The sequence below is a fragment of the Neobacillus endophyticus genome (genome assembly GCF_013248975.1).
In the GTDB taxonomy this organism is placed as follows: Bacteria; Bacillota; Bacilli; order Bacillales; family Cytobacillaceae; genus Neobacillus; species Neobacillus endophyticus.
In genome coordinates this window covers 4,559,269-4,578,540 of the sequence record NZ_JABRWH010000001.1, presented here as the reverse complement: position 1 = coordinate 4,578,540, position 19,272 = coordinate 4,559,269, and the positions used below count along the sequence as shown (strand labels likewise).

The 19,272-nt window shown below is 37.7% G+C and carries 21 protein-coding genes; 17 read left to right on the top strand and 4 right to left on the bottom strand.

The window, feature by feature from the left end; genetic code table 11:
- Nucleotides 1–76 precede the first annotated feature (76 nt).
- Genes HPT25_RS22485 through HPT25_RS22475 form a run of 3 tightly spaced genes read left to right on the top strand, consistent with a single transcriptional unit; the run spans nt 77 to nt 3,151 of the window.
- On the top strand, nt 77–1,681 hold the full coding sequence (locus HPT25_RS22485; RefSeq protein WP_173069510.1) for a spore germination protein: 1,605 nt from the start codon (nt 77–79) through the stop codon (nt 1,679–1,681).
- A gap of 34 nt (nt 1,682–1,715) precedes the next feature.
- On the top strand, nt 1,716–2,912 hold the full coding sequence (locus HPT25_RS22480; protein ID WP_173069508.1) for a Ger(x)C family spore germination protein: 1,197 nt from the start codon (nt 1,716–1,718) through the stop codon (nt 2,910–2,912).
- A 5-nt stretch (nt 2,913–2,917) separates the two neighbouring features.
- Nucleotides 2,918–3,151, top strand: coding sequence for a hypothetical protein (locus tag HPT25_RS22475; protein WP_173069505.1), 234 nt, complete (start codon nt 2,918–2,920; stop codon nt 3,149–3,151).
- Between the two features lie 149 nt (nt 3,152–3,300).
- Here the strand turns inward: HPT25_RS22475 and HPT25_RS22470 are convergent, their stop codons facing one another.
- On the bottom strand, nt 3,301–4,434 hold the full coding sequence (locus HPT25_RS22470; protein ID WP_217269799.1) for a GerAB/ArcD/ProY family transporter: 1,134 nt from the start codon (nt 4,432–4,434) through the stop codon (nt 3,301–3,303).
- 158 nt (nt 4,435–4,592) lie between these two features.
- Here HPT25_RS22470 and fosM point away from each other — a divergent pair, with 158 nt between their 5' ends.
- The 6 genes from fosM to HPT25_RS22440 all read left to right on the top strand — a co-directional run bounded on the left by fosM (nt 4,593) and on the right by HPT25_RS22440 (nt 9,029).
- Entirely contained in the window at nt 4,593–5,015 is a 423-nt protein-coding gene (fosM, locus tag HPT25_RS22465; RefSeq protein ID WP_173069501.1) for a FosM family fosfomycin resistance protein, read from the top strand.
- 165 nt (nt 5,016–5,180) lie between these two features.
- Entirely contained in the window at nt 5,181–5,972 is a 792-nt protein-coding gene (locus HPT25_RS22460; protein WP_173069500.1) for an HAD family hydrolase, read from the top strand.
- A 411-nt stretch (nt 5,973–6,383) separates the two neighbouring features.
- Nucleotides 6,384–7,265 carry a LysR family transcriptional regulator gene (locus HPT25_RS22455; RefSeq protein ID WP_173069499.1) on the top strand — a complete coding sequence of 294 codons (882 nt, stop codon included), beginning with the start codon at nt 6,384–6,386 and terminating at the stop codon, nt 7,263–7,265.
- A 103-nt stretch (nt 7,266–7,368) separates the two neighbouring features.
- Nucleotides 7,369–7,737: a CidA/LrgA family protein gene (locus HPT25_RS22450; protein WP_173069498.1), complete on the top strand. Its 369-nt coding sequence runs from the start codon at nt 7,369–7,371 to the stop codon at nt 7,735–7,737.
- A complete protein-coding gene (locus tag HPT25_RS22445) occupies nt 7,737–8,429 on the top strand; it encodes an LrgB family protein (RefSeq protein ID WP_246277383.1) in 693 nt (230 codons plus the stop codon). The genes HPT25_RS22450 and HPT25_RS22445 overlap by 1 nt, the downstream gene beginning before the upstream one ends.
- Nucleotides 8,430–8,546: 117 nt before the next feature.
- Nucleotides 8,547–9,029, top strand: coding sequence for a hypothetical protein (locus HPT25_RS22440; RefSeq protein WP_173069496.1), 483 nt, complete (start codon nt 8,547–8,549; stop codon nt 9,027–9,029).
- A 49-nt stretch (nt 9,030–9,078) separates the two neighbouring features.
- Here HPT25_RS22440 and HPT25_RS22435 read toward each other — a convergent pair whose 3' ends face one another.
- Nucleotides 9,079–9,219: a hypothetical protein gene (locus HPT25_RS22435; protein ID WP_173058293.1), complete on the bottom strand. Its 141-nt coding sequence runs from the start codon at nt 9,217–9,219 to the stop codon at nt 9,079–9,081.
- A gap of 285 nt (nt 9,220–9,504) precedes the next feature.
- Between HPT25_RS22435 and HPT25_RS22430 the strand changes: the two genes are divergently transcribed.
- Together HPT25_RS22430 and HPT25_RS22425 are read left to right on the top strand one after the other, a co-directional pair.
- Nucleotides 9,505–10,653, top strand: a complete 1,149-nt coding sequence (locus HPT25_RS22430; RefSeq protein ID WP_246277382.1) for a S53 family peptidase — start codon at nt 9,505–9,507, stop codon at nt 10,651–10,653.
- A gap of 236 nt (nt 10,654–10,889) precedes the next feature.
- The gene (locus HPT25_RS22425) at nt 10,890–11,912 is read left to right on the top strand and encodes an NADP-dependent oxidoreductase (protein ID WP_173069492.1); all 1,023 of its coding nucleotides are present in this window, start codon (nt 10,890–10,892) and stop codon (nt 11,910–11,912) included.
- A gap of 82 nt (nt 11,913–11,994) precedes the next feature.
- On the opposite strand, the gene HPT25_RS22420 is transcribed toward HPT25_RS22425, so the two are convergent.
- On the bottom strand, nt 11,995–13,398 hold the full coding sequence (locus HPT25_RS22420; protein WP_281368239.1) for an amino acid permease: 1,404 nt from the start codon (nt 13,396–13,398) through the stop codon (nt 11,995–11,997).
- Nucleotides 13,399–14,033: 635 nt separating this feature from the next.
- Here HPT25_RS22420 and HPT25_RS22415 point away from each other — a divergent pair.
- From HPT25_RS22415 to HPT25_RS22395, 5 genes are all read left to right on the top strand, one after another.
- On the top strand, nt 14,034–14,768 hold the full coding sequence (locus HPT25_RS22415; RefSeq protein ID WP_376767986.1) for a MeeY/MeeF family manganese export membrane protein: 735 nt from the start codon (nt 14,034–14,036) through the stop codon (nt 14,766–14,768).
- Nucleotides 14,769–14,853: 85 nt separating this feature from the next.
- The gene (locus tag HPT25_RS22410) at nt 14,854–15,930 is read left to right on the top strand and encodes a pyruvate kinase (RefSeq protein ID WP_173069490.1); all 1,077 of its coding nucleotides are present in this window, start codon (nt 14,854–14,856) and stop codon (nt 15,928–15,930) included.
- 185 nt (nt 15,931–16,115) lie between these two features.
- Nucleotides 16,116–17,387 (top strand): TP0910 N-terminal domain-containing protein, encoded by a 1,272-nt coding sequence (locus tag HPT25_RS22405; RefSeq protein ID WP_173069489.1) that lies wholly within the window; start codon nt 16,116–16,118, stop codon nt 17,385–17,387.
- On the top strand, nt 17,384–17,662 hold the full coding sequence (locus HPT25_RS22400; RefSeq protein ID WP_173069488.1) for an EscU/YscU/HrcU family type III secretion system export apparatus switch protein: 279 nt from the start codon (nt 17,384–17,386) through the stop codon (nt 17,660–17,662). Before HPT25_RS22405 ends, HPT25_RS22400 begins: the two co-directional genes overlap by 4 nt.
- Nucleotides 17,663–17,790: 128 nt before the next feature.
- On the top strand, nt 17,791–17,964 hold the full coding sequence (locus HPT25_RS22395; protein WP_173069487.1) for a hypothetical protein: 174 nt from the start codon (nt 17,791–17,793) through the stop codon (nt 17,962–17,964).
- 92 nt (nt 17,965–18,056) lie between these two features.
- Here the strand turns inward: HPT25_RS22395 and HPT25_RS22390 are convergent, their stop codons facing one another.
- The gene (locus HPT25_RS22390) at nt 18,057–18,584 is read right to left on the bottom strand and encodes a GNAT family N-acetyltransferase (RefSeq protein WP_173069486.1); all 528 of its coding nucleotides are present in this window, start codon (nt 18,582–18,584) and stop codon (nt 18,057–18,059) included.
- A 246-nt stretch (nt 18,585–18,830) separates the two neighbouring features.
- Here HPT25_RS22390 and HPT25_RS22385 point away from each other — a divergent pair, with 246 nt between their 5' ends.
- Nucleotides 18,831–19,172, top strand: coding sequence for a lmo0954 family membrane protein (locus HPT25_RS22385; RefSeq protein ID WP_173069484.1), 342 nt, complete (start codon nt 18,831–18,833; stop codon nt 19,170–19,172).
- The last annotated feature ends 100 nt before the right edge of the window (nt 19,173–19,272 follow it).

Genomic DNA, 19,272 nt, shown 5'->3' with positions numbered 1-19,272 from the left:
ACGAATATTGCATTTTACATGAAGAATACTAACGATATATAAAATTCTAAAGGTCATTAGTAAAGAGGACTGTGATATGGGGTTTTTTAACAAAACTAAGAATAGGGTAAGAGGAATCATACCGAACAAATCCAGTATAGCGCATTCTTCTGGCCAAAATATACTGTTAAAAATGAGCTTAGAGGTCAATCTGGAAATCATCACAGAGATGCTTGGAAACAGTACAGATATCATCATAAGAAAGTTTCGATTTGGTGAAAGAAGGAATATTCATGCAGCGATTCTTTACACGGAATCATTAACTGATCACACAACCTTTCAACATTTTGTTTTAGAACCTCTTATGCTAGAGGTACGGAAATCAGATTTGGAAAAGTACCTATCTAATCAACAAAATCTATTCGAAGATTTAAAAGATATCATTGCCGTTGGGGAAGTAAAAGATCTAAACGATCTTGATACCCTTTTAATCGGCTTAGTTTCCGGCGATGCCATTTTGTTAATAGATGGATATGACCAAGCGCTTTCTTTGGGGATACGAAAATGGAAAGAAAGAAATGTCTCGGAGCCCACTTCACAAACAGTTGTACGAGGCTCACAGGAAGGGTTTAATGAAAACTTCAGCATCAATACAGCACTTATTCGCAGAAGAATTAAAAATCCTAATCTTCGAGTAGAAACAAAAAGTATAGGAAAGATTTCAAAAACGGCTGTCAGGTTGATGTATATCGAAGGAATTGTTAAGGACAAGGTCGTGGAAGAGGTCCGGCAGCGCTTGGATCGAATTGATCTTGATGCCATTATGGAAAGCGGCACGATTGAGGAATTAATCCAGGACAAAATCTATACTCCATTTCCTACAGTATTTAACACAGAACGGCCTGACGTGGCGACGGCTGCCCTCTTAGAAGGAAGGGTTGCCATTCTTGTTGACGGGACGCCGTATGTATTAATTGTTCCTGCATTATTTGTTCATTTTTTTCAGTCTCCCGATGATTATTCACACAGGTCAGATATTGGTACATTGATCCGTATGCTACGGTTTTTAACGTTTTTTATTGCGTTGATTGCTCCCTCTCTTTACGTTGCAGTCACAACTTATCATCAAGAAATGATTCCTACACCGCTTTTGATTAGCCTTGCTGCCCAACGTGAAGGTGTGCCATTTCCTGCTTTTATAGAGGCGATGATGATGGAAATCACTTTTGAAATTATAAGGGAAGCAGGAGTCCGAATGCCGCGTGCGATCGGGCCAGCTGTATCCATTGTTGGAACATTAGTTGTCGGAACAGCTGCAGTTGATGCTGGAATTGTTTCAGCTGCAATGGTCATTGTAGTTGCAATTACAGCCATTTCCAGCTTTGTCTTTCCAAACTATAATATTGGGATTTCGGTCCGAATGCTGCGATTTTTATTAATGTGTTTGGCAGGCTCCTTTGGATTATTTGGAATTACCGTGGGTTTGATCGCACTTGTCCTACATCTATGCAGTTTGCGGTCGTTTGGAATTCCCTATATGACCCCTTTGGCGCCATTTATTTCTGCAGACATAAAAGATTCGATTTTCCGGTTTACATGGTGGAAGTTGACTACCCGTCCCCAGTTGTTAAATGAAGAAAACGTGGTGAGACAGCAACAACCAGCGATGGCGCAGCCAAAACCGCCTAAAAGCAAACCTTAGTTTCTTATTATCGGAACGAGAAAGAGTTGGTTGTATGAAACGCATTTTCCTAATGATTAGCATTCTCACTGTGTTTCTTACCGGTTGTTGGAACCGACGTGAATTAAACGAACTTGGAATTGCCCTGGCCATGGGTTTTGATAAAGCAAAGAATGGGGAAATTCATGTTTCAGTGCAGGTCGTGGATCCGGGGATGATTTCCCAGCAAAAAGGAGGCGGCGGACAGGGGGCGCCTGTCACCATTTATAGCGCCGATGGAAAAACGGTATTTGAAGCCATTCGGAAAATGACGAAAGATTCACCGCGGAAAATCTATCCATCTCATCTTCGTATGTTGATCATCAGTGAATCACTAGCAAGGGATGGGATTGGGAACGTGCTTGATTTATTATCAAGAGACTGGGAGCTAAGATCAGACTTTTTTATTGCAATCGCCAAAAACATGAAGGCAGAGCAGATTTTAAGGGTTTCTACACCAATAGAGAAGATTCCGGCAAACAAAATGTATCAATCGCTTGAAACTTCATCCAATGCATGGGCACCATCCCGCGCTGTTACATTAGATGATTTAATTGCTGATATTATCAGCAAAGGGAAGCAGCCTGTATTAACCGGAATTTATGTGAAAGGCGATCCGAAAATGTCCGAAGCACTTGAGAATATTCAAGAAATGGATCCTAAAGCCCGTTTGCAATATAACAGCTTGGCAGTGCTGCGGTTTGATAAATTAATTGGCTGGTTAACCGATGATGAAAGCAAGTCCTATAATAAAATAACGAACAATTTAAAGAGTACAGTGGTGAATATAAAATGCCCAAAAGGAGGAAAGGTGGCCATACAAGTTATCCGTTCGAAAGCAAAAATTAAAGGAGAGTTTAAAAATGGAAATCCCCGAGCGAATGTAGAAATCAAAATGGAAGGTAATGTCGGAGAAGTTGCGTGCGATATCGATCTGACAAAGACCGGTTCAATTACTCAGTTAGAAAATGCATTTAATCATTACGAAAATACGATGATTAAGAATTCGATTAAGAAGGTGCAAAAAAGTTTTCATTCAGACATTTTTGGTTTTGGAGAGGTCATTCGCCGTTCCAATCCGGACTATTGGAATAAAGTGGCGAAAGATTGGGATGAGCATTTTGCGAAATTGCCTGTTGAGGTAAAAGTACATATGAAAATACGCCGAGTAGGAACGGTAGGAAACTCTTTTATGGAACTGTTAAGGAAGTGATCGAAATGGCAGTCAGCTTTGGCATTCTTGTGTTTGCGGGTGTGATCTTCTTTATAGAAGCACGGCCATTGTTAAAAAAACGATATATAAAGGAATTTGTAGTCTTTTCGATCATGCTCTTGTTTGGAACAGCATTAGGCATGTTGAAATCATTAGGTATTGCGATTCCGAATCCTTTGGATGGCATTTCATTGATTTATAGACCGATAAGTAATGCGATTTGGAATTTATTAAAGTAAAGCAAAATTAGCATTAGAAAAGATAGTGTATGAATGCTCATCGTTACAATCGGCAAACTATTTTTTGTTCGCTCTCTCAGAACTGGCAGCAAAAGCCAAATAAGATTTTTGGATTGCTGCCATTCCTGAGCTATGGCATTCTAGTTCGATTAGTCCCTTTGCTGTGAATAGACTTCTCTTTTTTTTCTCAAGCCGCTAAGAGCTAGTAATAAGAGGGGCAAAACCAATCCAAACGTTAAAGAATAGGGTGTCCAGATTGTTTTGATCATCTTGTCCATATATACAATATTAGGGGCAATAATGATGGAAAGGACCATGAGAAGCATGCCCAGTGGAATTGTCAGGAAACGATGATCCCTTAAATTGAATGTTTGAGCAAGACCGGTGGAAACCGCATAAAATAAAATTGTTGTTTTATAAAAGATAGTGATGAACCATGTGATGGTCATAATCACTTCGATTCGCTGAAAGAAATTGGCGATATTAATTTTTCTAGCTAAAATATAACTAGGATAAATATTCCTTGCAGTGATTTCGGAACCTAAGACTAAAATACATAATAGTGTAATGAGAATTAAGGTGAGTCCACCAATGAAGGTTCCAATAAAAAATGATTTTTTTACTCCTTTTAACCCATTCACATATGGTAATATCATGAAAAATATTGGCAGCTGCAGAAATGGCACGCCCAAAAATGGAAAAGTAGCTTGAAAAATAGGTTTCATTCCTGAAGCTAATACAGGTTGAATATTTTCAAGTCTGAATTGAGGAGCAATAGATAAAACTAAGATAAGAAAAAGCATAAAAACATAGGGGAAGAAGATTTCCGCTCCGCGAGAAAGATTTTCAATTCCTATGCGTGCACCATATATTACGATTCCTAAATAAATAATATAAACAACTTCAATAGGGGTTTCAGGAATCAGATGCGTGGTTAAAAAGTCACCAATGTTTCTTACTTCTAATGCTGATAGGATGATTAAATAAAAAAGATATAATAATGAAATGAACTTTCCCATCCATTTTCCGAAAATTTCCTCCAGATATTCCACTAAGGTCAAGGTTTCTAAATGTTTTATTAAAGCAGTATAAAGCCATACGAACAAAGTACCGATGGCTAAGCCAAACAGCCCGGCAATCCAGCCATCTTGATCTGCCATTGATGTCAATGATGCAGGCACAACTAAAATGGTTCCCCCGATAATATAAAGTATTATTAATAATCTAAACTGCCGGCCGCTAATTTTTCCATTATCCAGCATTTTTTCACCCAGTCTCACCATTCATAATATGATTTTATTATTTACTGAAAATCAAATAATAACCAATAATCGAATTCAAAAATGGAAGCTTTTTCATAAATTTTACGATAGGTTTGTTGGAATTTCTTGCTAAAATGGTTGTATACTCGAATAGAAAAAAGGTCAACGGAGGTGAGGGGATGGCAATTAAAGGATTAAATCATTTATTATTTTCGGTATTAAACTTGGAAGAATCTATTAAATTTTATCAAAATGTGTTTGGCGCCAAATTATTGGTCAAAGGCAGGAGTACTGCATATTTTGATTTGAATGGAATATGGCTTGCACTGAATGTGGAAGAGAACATTCCGCGCAATGAAATAAATCAGTCATACACGCATATTGCTTTTTCAATTGATGTGGATGAATTTGAACAAATGTTTCAGAAACTGAAGACCTTAAAGGTAAACATTTTATCCGGCCGTCCAAGAGATGAGAAGGATAAAAAGTCTATTTACTTTACAGACCTAGACGGACATAAATTTGAATTTCATACAGGGACATTACAAGATCGATTGAATTACTATAAAAATGAGAAAAAGCATATGGAATTTTACGAATAATCTTTAATCAACCATAACTTTATTATGTTAACTTTTAAAAATAATTATGGGAAATTTTATAAATGTTTGATAGAAAATTTTGATATAGTAAAAGAAATTATTTTTTCAATTTTAAAAAAATGTTAAACTATTAAAATAATACTTTAGAAAATTGAGAGGTTGAAAATGATTAAAGCTATATTTTTTGATTTAGATGATACCCTTTTATGGGATCAAAAGAGCATCAAGGAAGCATTTGTGGCAACATGTAAAGTAGCAGAAGAGAAGTATGGACTCGATCCGGAGAAATTTGAGGAGGCGGTACGTGAGGCAGCTAGAAATCTGTATTCCTCCTACGAGATTTATCCGTTTACACAAATGATTGGAATCAACCCGTTCGAAGGTTTATGGGGTAACTTTAATGATGACCATGATGAGTTTAGAAAGATGAAAGAGCTTGTTCCAGGTTATCGGAAGGATGCCTGGACAGCCGGCCTGAAAGCATTGGGTGTGGATGATTCGGATTTTGGCTATGAACTGGGCGAACGTTTCCCGCAAGAGCGCCGGAAAATTCCATTTGTGTATGAAGAAACTTTTAAAATTCTCGATGCATTAAAAGGAAAGTATCAGCTTTTGCTGTTAACCAACGGGTCTCCTGATTTACAAAACACAAAATTGACTATTACCTCGGAGTTAGTCCCATATTTTGATCAAATTGTTATTTCAGGTGATTTTGGCAGGGGGAAACCTGATCCAGCCATTTTTGAACATGCATTATCCCAATTATCATTGAAAAATGATGAAGTGATCATGGTGGGAGACAATTTGATGACAGATATTCTTGGGGCCAACCGAGCAGGAATTCAATCGGTTTGGATTAACCGTCATCAGAAAGAGCGTAACGAGGTTGTGCCAACTTTTGAAATTACGCATTTGGAAGAACTATTCACTATTTTAGAGGAATTTCAAGGAAACTAGACTGGATAGAGGTCGAAATCTCAAAAGGTTTCGGCCTCTATTTTTTAGTTTGCACTGTTATAGCTGAATGTTAATTTCACTGTGTTTGAAAAATAAACGGTAAAATTCCGATTAAATTGTGAAATACCCCTATTTCCTTAAAAATAAAGGAAGTTTTTCCTTCTATATTATCTATATCTTTGGATTTTGTCTTATTTAAAGCAGTTAACCGGAATATCTCCGCTTTTATCTGCTGCTTATACTTCCTCTATATACATTAGTCGGAAATTCTCCGCCTATAAATGCTCTTACCTACACGAAAATCAACAATGAATAATAACATAGCATTTTAGTTAAAAACAATTGACCTAGATTCCATTTATTATTCGGTAATAGTAAAATAAACTGTATTCAAATGAGGGGGTGCCTATTTTGGAATTGAGGCAACTGGCGTTTTTTATGGAAGCAGCCAAACATAAAAGTATTACAAAAGCGGCTGAACATCTTCATATTTCCCAGCCGGCTTTAAGTAAGGCCATTATGTCGTTGGAAGAAGAACTTGGCATGACTCTAATCATTCGAACGAATAAAACAAGTAACCTGACAGATGCAGGAAAGGTAGTTCATGAATACGGTCTTAAGATGATGGGCCTTTTGGATGAAATGAAACTGTCTTTAAATGATATGACAAATCTCACCAGAGGGCAGATCAACATCGGACTGCCGCCATTTATTGGGAGTTTATTTTTTCCAAGAGTGATGGCGAAATTTCATCGCGCTTTTCCAAATATTGAATTAAATATTACCGAATATGGCGGTGCTAGAGTGGTGAAAAGTGTGGAGGAAGGGGAATTTGAACTGGGCGTGGCAGTACTGCCGTTAGATGAGCAGATTTTCAAAGTATATCCCATTGTAGAGGAGGAAATGAAGCTGCTTGTCCACAAAAATCATTCGTTTGCAGGTCGAAAAGAAGTGAATGTGAAGGATTTAAAAGACGAGGAATTCATTTTTTATCATGAAGAATTTGCCTTGAATCAGATTATTAGGAATCATTTCTTTATAACGGCTGGTTTTGAACCACAGATTTTGTTCAAAAGCTCGCAGTGGGACTTGATGTCAGAGATGGTAGCCGCCAATTTAGGCTTGACAATTTTACCGCAGTCCATTTGCAATCGGCTGTTTGCCAAAGATATTGAAATCATTAGCTTGAAACCGACCATCATGTGGAGGCTGGCCGTGATCACGAAAAAAGACCGATATATATCCAATGCCGGCAAAACGTTTATTGACTTTATTTTAAAAGAACCATTATAACTTTTAGTTATGAAATATATTCTGAATATGTATTTTACGAATGACAAAAATCGTCGTAACATTACTCTTAGTTAATCTGGGAACGAAAAGGAAGGGTTTTACGATGAAACTAGGAGTGATCATTTTACAAGTAGGTATTTTAAATATTTTTCTATTTCTTGGAATGTTAGTGAAACATTTTATTCCACTTCCAATCCCAGCTTCTATGTTTGGATTGTGCCTGTTATTTTTGGCATTGTGCTTTAAAATCATTAAACTGGAGTGGGTGGAAAAAGGTGCAGCCTGGCTGATGGCTGAGTTGTTGTTGTTCTTTGTCCCATCTGCTGTTGGAATCGTGAATTATCAGCAAATCATTAGTATGCAGGGAGCGGAAATCATTGTTTTAATTGCAGTTAGTACGATTATTGTAATGGGAATGACGGCATTGACGGCTGAAAAAATAACAGGCAGAAAAGGGAGTGAGCAGCATTGATGTTGATATTATTTACAATCGCTACCTATCTAATTTATCGCTTTTCTAAAAAAACTTATACAAAATGGGCCATTCCATTATTTCATCCACTGCTGCTAGCGCCGATTCTTTTGATTGTCTTAATTTCATTCACACATGTGTCTGCCAATCAATATATGAATGATTCGAAATGTCTGACCTATTTACTGGGACCTGCTACGGTTGCATTTGCGGTTCCTATTTATAGAAATCTTCCGATTGTCAAAAAATACATTGGAACCATTATCATCAGTATTACAACAGGAACGCTTGTGGCCATTTTTTCGACTTTTGTTTTATCAAAATTATTTCATTTGCAGTCTGATTTCATCATTTCCATTCTTCCAAGATCGATTACTACTCCGATTGCGATTGAAGTATCGAAGGAAATTGGCGGTCTTCCAACATTGACAACTGTATTCGTGATTTTGACGGGGATTATTGGAGGAGTAGTAGGTCCGAGCGTCATGAAATGTCTGTCTATTAAAACACCAATTGCCCGAGGCCTTGCTTTAGGAATGGGGGCGCATGGTGTTGGTACGAATAAAGCATTGGAATACGGGAAACAGGAAGCAACCTTCTCATCATTGGCTATGATTTTCGCCGCATGGATCACCCTATTGTGGGGGGTCTTGCTGATTCCTCATTTAATGAATATACATCGTATATTTTAGCATCACTCCAAAATATCGGGTGATGCTTTTTTATCTTTTTAACAAAAAGGCTGGCCCCCACATTTTGTATAAATGTTAGTACTGGTTCAAAGAATAGGGATAAAAGGGGGGATTTATTTGGCTGCAAAATATAGATCATCCAGTATTTTTACTCTTTTAGTGATGGTTTTATCATGGGCAAGTTTGATTTTTTATCCGAAAGAATCAGTTAGAAAATATTTGCCGGTTACGATCCTTTCTGGATATTTAGTACTTATGACTGATGCTTTGGCAATAGCATTTAAGTGGTGGACCAACAAAGGCGGATTTAAGATCAGGACATTGCATGAATTTTGTTTTCTTCTAGGTCCATATGTAGCTGGTACGTTGTGGATTTTTCATCTTACTTTCGGAAAGTTGGGCCGGTACCTATTCACAAACTTGATCATGGATTCGCTCCTTGCCTTTAGCTTGAAAAAATTATTCCCTTACTTCAAGGTATTTAAATTTGTTCATTTTAAACCGATCTATATATTCTTTCTTTCATTCGGTTCATCCATCATTCTGTATGTTTTCCAAGTATTTATTGGAAGACCAACTCGAATGAGATCGTTTTTCTAAAAGGAAATGGATAGCCCTTTTTATTAACAAAAGGCTATCCATTTTCTTTTTAACTATTTCTACTTTCTCTTGCTGCTTTCTTCCTTGCTTTTTTACTTAAAGCTGATTCGCTTCCAAATTCTGTGTCATTGTTCCTGTTGTTATTGCCGCCAGTGTGCGGCTGTTTCCTGTTATCATTACGGTTCGTCATGATCCCTCTCCTTTCTGCGTATGTAATCAAACCCATTCACCTTAATAGCTGCTTTTTCATAAAGGGATTCGCATCCCTTTATAGAATGAATAAATTCTTGAAAAATTATCCCATCATATGTGTCAAATAGTCTTTTATATTTTAGTAACGGTTTTTCTCCTGATTCAACGGATCATATTTTCCTATTTTAGGGCTTTTGCTTCAAGTATTTTTGGGCTTTTTTCAAATCGGTGAAAATAAAATATAGGGATTACATGCAAAAGGGGGAGTCCGATTTTGAAAAAAATGGTCCGAAATCTTTCTTTCGTTGTTATCATCTCTGTCATATTTTTATCATTAACCGGTTTTTCTGCACAGCGGCCGCTAGGTGATGCCCATCCGCCCATTCATATGAAAAATAACAATGCTACTCCAACCTATCAAAACGGGTATACACCTGCAAAGATTAAAAAGGCATATGGATTGGATAAAGTATCTGCAGATGGCAGTGGGCAAACCATTGCTATTGTAGATGCTTTTGGCAGCCCGACCATTCAAAATGATCTTCAAGTGTTTAACAACCAGTTTGGACTTCCACAAGCAGCCTTAACCATTGCTTATCCAAATGGGAAACCAAGCAAAACAGATGGAGGCTGGGCGCTTGAAACGGCTCTTGATGTCGAGTGGGTCCATGCCATTGCTCCTAAAGCCAAAATTCTGTTGGTGGTGGCAAAATCAGCTTCGATTACGAATTTGCTATCAGCTGTAGATTATGCAACATCTAAAGGTGTGCAAGTCGTTTCAAACAGCTGGGGAGGATCAGAATTCACGGGTGAAGCGAGTTATGACCCCCATTTCCAACATACTGGTACAGTATATGTGGCCTCTTCTGGTGACAATGGTTCAGGGGTTTCTTGGCCGGCCTCCTCTCCAAATGTCCTTTCAGTAGGAGGAACCAACCTTCAATTAGATTCAACAGGATCTTATATTTCTGAGGCTGGATGGTCAGGATCGGGAGGGGGAACAAGCACATATGAGGTAAGACCAAACTACGAGGATCTTTGGCAAAATGTTGTCGGAAACCACAGAGGAAACCCCGATGTTTCATGGGACGCAGATCCAAATACCGGTGTTGCCGTATACGATAGCACGCTATACAACGGCCAAAAGGGCTGGTATCAGGTAGGGGGAACTAGCTTTGGATCACCATGCTGGGCAGCACTGATCGCGCTGGCAGACCAAGGGCGCACAACCCCGTTGACTAGTCAAAGCGCTATATCTCAGCTTTATTCGATCGCAGGTTCCACCAACTCCACAGGATATGTAAATAATTATCATGATGTTCTAACGGGTAGCAATGGAGGATATACCTCACAGTCAGGATTTGATTTAGTAACTGGTGTGGGGTCGCCTAAAGCGGATGCCTTAATACCAGCATTGGTTTCGGCAAAATAGTATATGGTTGATCATAGAAAACTTGCAGTAACATCCCATTTGGTGGGAGGCTGCAGGTTTTTTCTTGTGAGTAAAAATTAGTCTCTACACTGAAATAACAGTAATTTCAGTGTAGAGACTAAAAATTAATAAATCCTTACTTTTGAATTAGAATAGTTGAGGATCCAAGCAGGGATAAACGCTTACAAAGTAGAACATGTAAGGGACAACTAATGTTGTAGCAAGGAGAAAAGTAGATGGGAGTGTTCGAATTGACAAACCGTGTCATATATTTTAAAGCCAGGCCTAAAGGGATGCCAGACGAAAGCAACTTTGAAATTAGGGAGGAGAATCTACCTGTTTTGAATGAAGGGGACGTATTAATCCGCTCACTTTATCTGTCAGTCGATCCTTATATGCGGGGCAGAATGTCAGATGCTAAATCCTATGCAGAGCCATACAAGGTGGGAGAACCTTTTAAAGGCGGTATTGTAGGAAAAATAATAGAATCTAAAAACGATAGATTTCAAGAGGGACAGTATGTCGAAGGGATACTCAATTGGGCTGAATACAATGTGACGGATGGAAAGGGAGTTCGAAAGATTAACCCTGAATGGGGTCCTGTTGCTACAGCACTGCATGTATTGGGAATGCCTGGATTAACAGGATATTTTGGCCTTATGTACATAGGACAGCCAAAGGAAGGAGAAACGGTAGTCGTATCCGGCGCTTCCGGTGCTGTTGGAACTGTCGTTGGTCAAATTGCCAAACTAAAAGGCTGCCGGGTTGTCGGGATTGCCGGTGGAGATGACAAATGTGCATTTTTAACGGATGAATTAGGTTTTGATGCTGCAATTAACTATAAAACAACTGAAAATCTTCGTCAAGCATTGAAGGAGGTATGTCCTAACGGTGTAGATGTGTATTTTGACAATGTTGGAGGGGCGGTAAGTGATGCCGTCATGTCGAGAATTAATTTCCAATCCAGAACGATTATTTGTGGACAAATCTCGCAATATAATCTTGAAAAACCAGAGCTTGGCCCGAGGGTAGCAGGACAGCTTCTAACTACAAGTTCTTTAATGAAAGGATTTATTGTTTCAGACTATGCCGAGCATAATAAAGAAGCGATCATTCAGTTATCGCAGTGGGTTCGTGAAGGGAAAATACAGTACCGTGAAAATGTAGTGGAAGGTTTTGAAAATACCGTAGAAGCCTTTTTAGGACTGTTCCGTGGGGATAACATCGGAAAACAGCTCGTGAAAGTAGCGGAGGAGTAATCAAAGTAAAGATGTTTTTATAAAAAATGAGGATAGATTTTAGTCTTAGAAACTCTCAATCTATCCTCATTCATTTTCTCAATTATATAGCAACATCTTTTTCTGACCCTGAATCTTCTGCGATTGGATTTAAAGGTACACGCTTTTCCATTTTAAAAATGTAAAAACTTGCGGTTACAATAGCGAGAAACACAAAGCCAACAATTAGTGATACACGTGTATCGGGATTAATCCACATTCCTACAAGCACTAAAAGTAAAAATACAATGGTTGCATAGTTGCTGAAGGGAGCAAAAGGCATTTTGAACGGGTGGCTGGCCATCTCAGAAGCCTTTTCCTTTCTGAATTTCAACTGGCTGATAATTAAAGCAAACCACGGTACCATTCCTGGAAGAACGCTTGCGCTGTAAATATAGATAAAAAGTCCTTTATGGCCAAAATAGTTTAATATAACGCCAATAACAAGGCCCAGTAGGGTAGCGTAAATACAGTTTGACGGTACACCGCTTTTGGAAATTTTGGCAAAAGCTTTGGGTGCTTGGCCATTCATTGCCAAAGTATAAAGCATCCGGCCTGAACTATAAATTCCGCTATTGGAGCCGGATAGAGCTGCTGTAATAACGACAAAATTAATAATACCAGCAGCAGCGGTAATTCCAATCTTGGCAAATGTCGAAACAAATGGGCTGCCAATCGATCCTAGCTGGTTCCATGGATATACAGATACAATGATAAAAATTGCACCGATATAGAAAATTAAAATACGCCAGATGATATTATTAATCGCTTTTCTCAATGTTGTCGTAGGATTTTTAGCTTCACCTGCAGTGATACCAATTAGTTCCACTCCTTGATATGCCCCTATTACAAGTGAAAGAGCAAAGAAAAATCCTTTCAAACCGCCAGTGAAAAACCCGCCATTTTTCCAAATATTTGCGATTCCGATTGCATGGCCATGGTTTCCGAATCCAAAAAATATAAGACCGAGCCCGGCGATAATCATGACTACAATGGTTAGCACTTTAATGAGTGCAAACCAAAATTCAAATTCTCCATAATATTTAACAGAAACTAGGTTAGCGAGTCCTAGGATGATCATGGCGATTATCCCCGGTATCCATTGAGGAAGGGTCGGAAACCAGTAATTCATATACATTCCAATAGCCGTGATTTCAGCCATTCCCACTACAACCCACTGAAACCAATAACTCCAAGCAGTCATATAACCTGCCAAAGGATGAATGTACTTATGGGCAAAGGTGGCAAATGAACCAGTAGTAGGCTCTAAATAAAGCATTTCTCCCATTGATCGCATAATAAAAAATATAAAAATTCCAGCAATGGCATAAGCAAGCATAACAGATGGTCCTGTCCATTTTATCGTGCTGGCTGAACCCATAAATAATCCAACACCAATTGTGCCGCCCAAGGCAATCATCTCGATATGCCGTGCTTCAAGACCTCTGCTTAATTCTTTCTTTGACAATTCAATTCCCTCCTATGAAATAATAAAAGCATCTTGCAAGTTTATCTAGGAAGTTAAAATAATCAGCTTTAAATCTAGCTACACCCTCCTACAAAAATTTTCTTAAAATAAAATAAATTTTATATCACATTATAACAATAAACTATTAAGCTGTTAACGAAATTTCAATTATTTTTGAAAAATTTGGTCGAAAGTCGCTAAAATACAAGGTTTAAATAGGAGTTGACAAAGTTTATTCATAGTTATTTAGTCATGTGTTAAGTGAAGAAAAGCATTATATTCTATTGAATGAATAATTTAAATATTTTTATAAGTATAATAATTATTAACGTAGTAATAGGAGATAAAAAGTTATCGAGGTATTAATTTTAGGATATTAAATTAGATAAATCTTTAAGAATATGTTGAAAATTTTTCCTCTAGTTCTTAGATATTCAGATTCTTAAATAAATCCATGCGGCAAATGAAATGAATCCAATAAAGAAATAGGCTTGTATTTTTCTGATACCCAAATACCATGTATAGGACATAAATTTAGGGCTCAATCATACATTTAGAATAAAACATTTTGGCAGCCGATTGGACAAACTGTCATCTGCTATCACGTAAACCAATTGGTGATAAAGGAGAAATTTATTCTAATGAACTTTCTTCAAGAAATAGGAAATAACTATAGTACATTTTTTTCCTTGAAAGAATTTCAAAGTGTTGTAACTGATCCGGCAAGCTGGGGAGTTATTGGGACACTTATAATTCTTGAAGGATTATTATCAGCAGATAACGCCTTGGTTTTAGCAGTTATGGTTAAGCATCTGCCGAAGCAGCAAAGAAAGAAGGCTTTATTTTATGGAATCTTTGGTGCCTATTTTTTTCGATTTTTAGTTATTGGTCTAGGTGTATCGCTCATTAAAATTTCCTGGATTAAAATTGTTTGCGGTCACTATTTACTTTTAATCGTGTTTCAAAACTTGTTTGTGAAAAATGGGGATGATGACGAAGTCCATATTAAAAAAATGAGCTTTTGGAGAACGGTTCTAACGGTAGAGCTCATGGATATTTCGTTTAGTTTTGATAGTGTCCTCGCCGCATTTGGGGTCTCTAACCAAGAATGGGTATTGTTCCTAGGCGGGGTATTAGGCATATTAATGATGCGCGGAGTCGCCAATTTGTTTCTGGCCCTCATTGAAAAAGTACCCGAATTCGAAACAACAGCCTTTGTTCTCATTGCGATTATTGGCGTTAAAATGATCGTCTCCTCCTTTGGATTCCATATGGATGAAATGATTTTCTTCAGTATCATCATCGCCATCTTCCTTGGAACCTTTATTATCCACTTGTTTAAGAAAAATTCTAGAAATGAACCAATTTAAACTTTGGTGCCTGAACCTACTATCGTGGTGTCAGGCACCGTTTTTTTGGGCAAAATATATTTGATTAATGGAATGGGGTGTTTTAATGACAATTGATCGGATTTGCACAATAGGGCCTGTCAGTGAGAGTAAGGATATTCTGTTTGAGTTAATGAAGCATGGTATGACGATGGCCCGGCTAAATTTTTCTCACGGCACACATGAAAGTCATGGAGAGGTAATTGGTTTAATAAAATCGCTGCGTGAAGAGACTGGTCATCCAATTAAAATTTTGGGGGATCTACAAGGTCCTAAAATTCGATTGGGAAAACTGAATAAAGAAAAAGTCACCCTTAAAGAGGGACAAGACTTTACTCTATTCATTGACGAAGTAGATGGATATGAGCAACAAGCAAGTGTGGATTATCGAGGGATCGTAAAAGATGTAAAACCTGGTAATAAAATCTTATTAAATGATGGTGCAGTAGAATTAACGGTATTAAATTTAGATGATTCAAAAGTAGTAACGAAGGTAATAAGAGAAGGTGATATCTCATCTCATAAAGGTGTAAATCTTCCTGGAATTGTTACAAGCTTACCTGCCATTACCGAAAAAGACCGCCAGGATATTCAATTTTTATTAAAAGAAGAAGTTGATTTCATTGCTTGCTCATTCGTCAGGAGGGCATCTCACCTACAGGAAATCCGTCAATTTGTAAGGCGTGAAACTGGAAAGACACCAAAGTTGGTTGCGAAAATAGAAACCATGGAGGCGTTAAAACATTTTCAAGAAATTTGCAGCGAAGCGGACGCGATTATGGTTGCAAGGGGGGACTTGGGAGTAGAGCTGCCTTATCAATGGATCCCGCTCTTGCAAAAAGCGATGATCGCGGAATGTAATCGGAATCATACATATGTCATAACAGCAACACAAATGCTTCAGTCCATGGTGGAAAATCCGCTTCCAACACGTGCAGAAGTAATGGACGTTTTTCAGGCAGTGTTGGATGGGACGAACGCTGTCATGCTATCTGCAGAAAGTGCAGCAGGTGATTATCCGGTTCAAAGTATAGAAACCCTTAAGCTGGTCTCTCAATTCGCAGAGCGGGTTAAACGTGAAGCGCCTTTTGATATGAAAGACATGTTAAATTTACTCAACGAGACAATGAGAACACCTGAATAAAGGGGATCGCACTAATAACCAATGTGTTATTGGTGTTTTTTATGCTTTTTGAAAATAATGCTCCTATGATTACTGCGTAAGGAAGAAAATTCCGTATCGATAGAGTGATTGTTTTCGATATAATGTGATTAAAGAAAAATAGAAGAAAATGATCGATTTCAATAGTATTTTAAGGGGAATGGGAAATGAACTCACTACATATGATTCAAAACTTTATCAAGGCTGAAAATTTGCAGAAAGCATCGTTAACTTCTTTTAAGCCGGGGCAATTGCTCTATGGCAGAGTGGAAAAGTTTCTAGCCAATGATTCGGCCATTGTTCAGATTGGCGGTATGAAAATATTAGCACAAGTAAAAGCGTCGTTGTCGATAGCTGAAAACTATCTTTTTGAAGTTCAAGCAAATGGCGATGGAGGCATACAGCTGAAAGTTTTGGATGGTAATGAGGGACAGCCAGCTAATCTACTGGAACAGCTTCATCTTCCTGACACAAAAATAAATACGCAACTCGTAAAAACTTTAATGGATCATAATATACCGATGACGAAAGAGCAGATCAAAACAGTAACTGAGTGGATTATCCATCAGCCGGACGTAAAAGAGATAACGGCACTTGAATGGATGGTAAAAAAGGATCTGCCCTTTACAAAGCAGGTTTTTCAATCGTTAGTGGCAGTGCAAGAGCCTCAACCATTTTCCCATCAATTGGAGACGTTAGCAGCTCGACTAGAAGATCCTAACTTATCAAATTTCTCTACCATTCAGCCATTGAAACAAAAGATTGCGGAAATCCTAGCGAATCCCACCATTGATCAAGTACAAACTGGTTCCGAAGTCAAACAAATGCTAAAAACGATGATTCGCCATTTAGGCCTTGAATATGAAAATGCAGTAGGAGAATGGGCGGGTGATAAGTCAAACGCATCAAAAACTCTTCATTCTTTAAAACCGCTTCTATTGAATGCATTAAATGAGCTGGGTTCAAACGGGAAGGAGATAGAGCCTGTCATAAATCGATTAACAGGTATGCAATTAATTTCACAGGATCCAACAACAGCCATGCAGCAAATGGTGCTCCAATTACCCATTACATTTGGCAACAAAAATACCGATATAACATTGCAATGGACCGGAAAGAAAAATAAGAATGGACAAATGGATCCAGATTACTGCCGAGTATTATTTTATTTGGATTTAGAGCATATGGACCAAACCATTCTAGATATGCAAGTCCAAAATAGAGTCATCCATGTTTCCATCATCAATGATAAAAAGGATATTGAACCCGTTGTTTCCGCGTTAACCCCAAATGTAAAACAAAAGTTAGAAGCTTTGGGGTACAAACTTTCATATATAAAAGTGAATCCTGCTTACGAAAAAACAGATTTAGATCCTCAGGAGCTTAATTCCGTTCTTTTACCGAAAGAAATTTATCAAGGAGTCGATATTAAGATATGAAGGAGAAAACGAAACGAATACAGGCGGTTGCCCTGGCTTATGATGCTCAAAACGATGCGGCTCCAAAAGTGGTGGCAAAAGGGAAAGGGTTCGTTGCAGCTAATATGATTGAAAAAGCAAAAGAACATCATGTTCCCATCCAAGAAGATACATCCTTAGTTGAACTATTGAGTGAAATTCAGATCAATAAAACGATTCCTGAACAACTGTACGGTGCAGTTGCAGAAGTCTTTGCGTTTATTTACCATGTTGATCGTCAATATTCCAAAAAGTAGGGTAGCAAATATTTTCATTTTTTTAGTACCTGCATTATGTCCAAAACATATATAAAAAGTAATAGAAATAGAAAAAACGGACGAAACTGGTGAAGGAGGAGCAAATTTAGTAAAAGAGGTGTACATCGATGAATGAACCGTTCGAATATCCGTACATTCTGTATAATGAAGTGATCACATACTTAGAAACGAAATGGGACCGCCGATTAAATGACCATGAACGTCATGTATTGATTGAAGGATATCGTTATGGCAGGATGGTGGAGGCTGAAAATGAGATAAAGATTTTGTTTGCGAAATGAACGTTTCTATTAGTGAAGCCACCTATTGAAAGGTAAGGAAAGATATGGCAGTGATGGTGGAAATCACTGCCATATCTTTTGGGATGATATGGCTATTTGTTTCTTAAAACAGTAATAAATCCATCCAATATGTTATGGCTGACAATAAAACCTTTTCGTTTATAAAACTCTAATGCATCATCATTGCCATTGGAAACAAAGATAAAATAATCTTCGACATCATCAAATGGATGCAGCCATTTCATCGACAGCTCGAAAAGGATGGATCCAATCCCTATTTTTCTATATCCTTCCTTAATAAAAAACTGGGACAAACATCCGACATTCTTTTTACTAACTGAAGATTGGTCAAAAAAAGTAGCAAAATCATTAGAATACGCTTCTTTGGGCGAAATGTTGGAATAAGCATAGGCAATTATTTTACCATCGTCTTTTGCCACGACAATTTGATTATAAATAGCACTTTTCATGGATGGAACCATTCTGGTGTCAAAATTCATGCTGTCAAATAATTCAGGTTTGAAGTGAGCCTTTGATTTTTGAAAGATCATGAGTTCATTACATAAATCTCTACATTCTTCCATTTTTTCATTTGGTAGAACTTCATATGTTATCGTCATTCTTTTCTCTCACTTTCTTTTAGTTAAACCATTAAGATTTTGGCGCTTAACTGCCTAAAATATATTATAGTTTGTTATGAAAATGGATACTATATGGATCTCCAATACGGCCATCTTTACTAGGTCTAAGGTCTGAGAGAAAAATCAAGCTCTGGCGCAATTATAAAATGTTTGATAAGAAGGTAAAATGAAATCAAGAAAACGGTGATGAATGGCTAGGAATTGAATTATTAGGAGGAGAATAAAATGAAAAAATTTGGTTTGATTTTAGCAGGGGGCTTGGCTGCCTTGATATTACTTAAAAGCGTGGGGCCGATCGTATCGTTATTGGTTAGCTTAATTCTTCTTTATTTTATTATTAGACAATTTTTAAAAACAGACTCCCTAGGCTGGAAAATAGGATTAGTAATGATCGGATTAATCGTGCTCTCCTCAGTGCTCCACCATATTCCTGCCCTAATAGGAGCAGGCGCAGCTTATGTGCTGTATCTTGTATATAAAGAATGGAATAAAAGTAAAAAAGCAAAAAAAGAAACAGATCCATTTACTAATTTTGAAAATCAATGGGAGAAATTGAAAAAACATTGATTCTGAGATGTAGTTGCTTTTAATAGTCCCCATTTCTTAAATTACCGGCTGTGCTATCGATCGGACAAAAAAGGTCCATTGGGATAGCAGGCCGGTATTT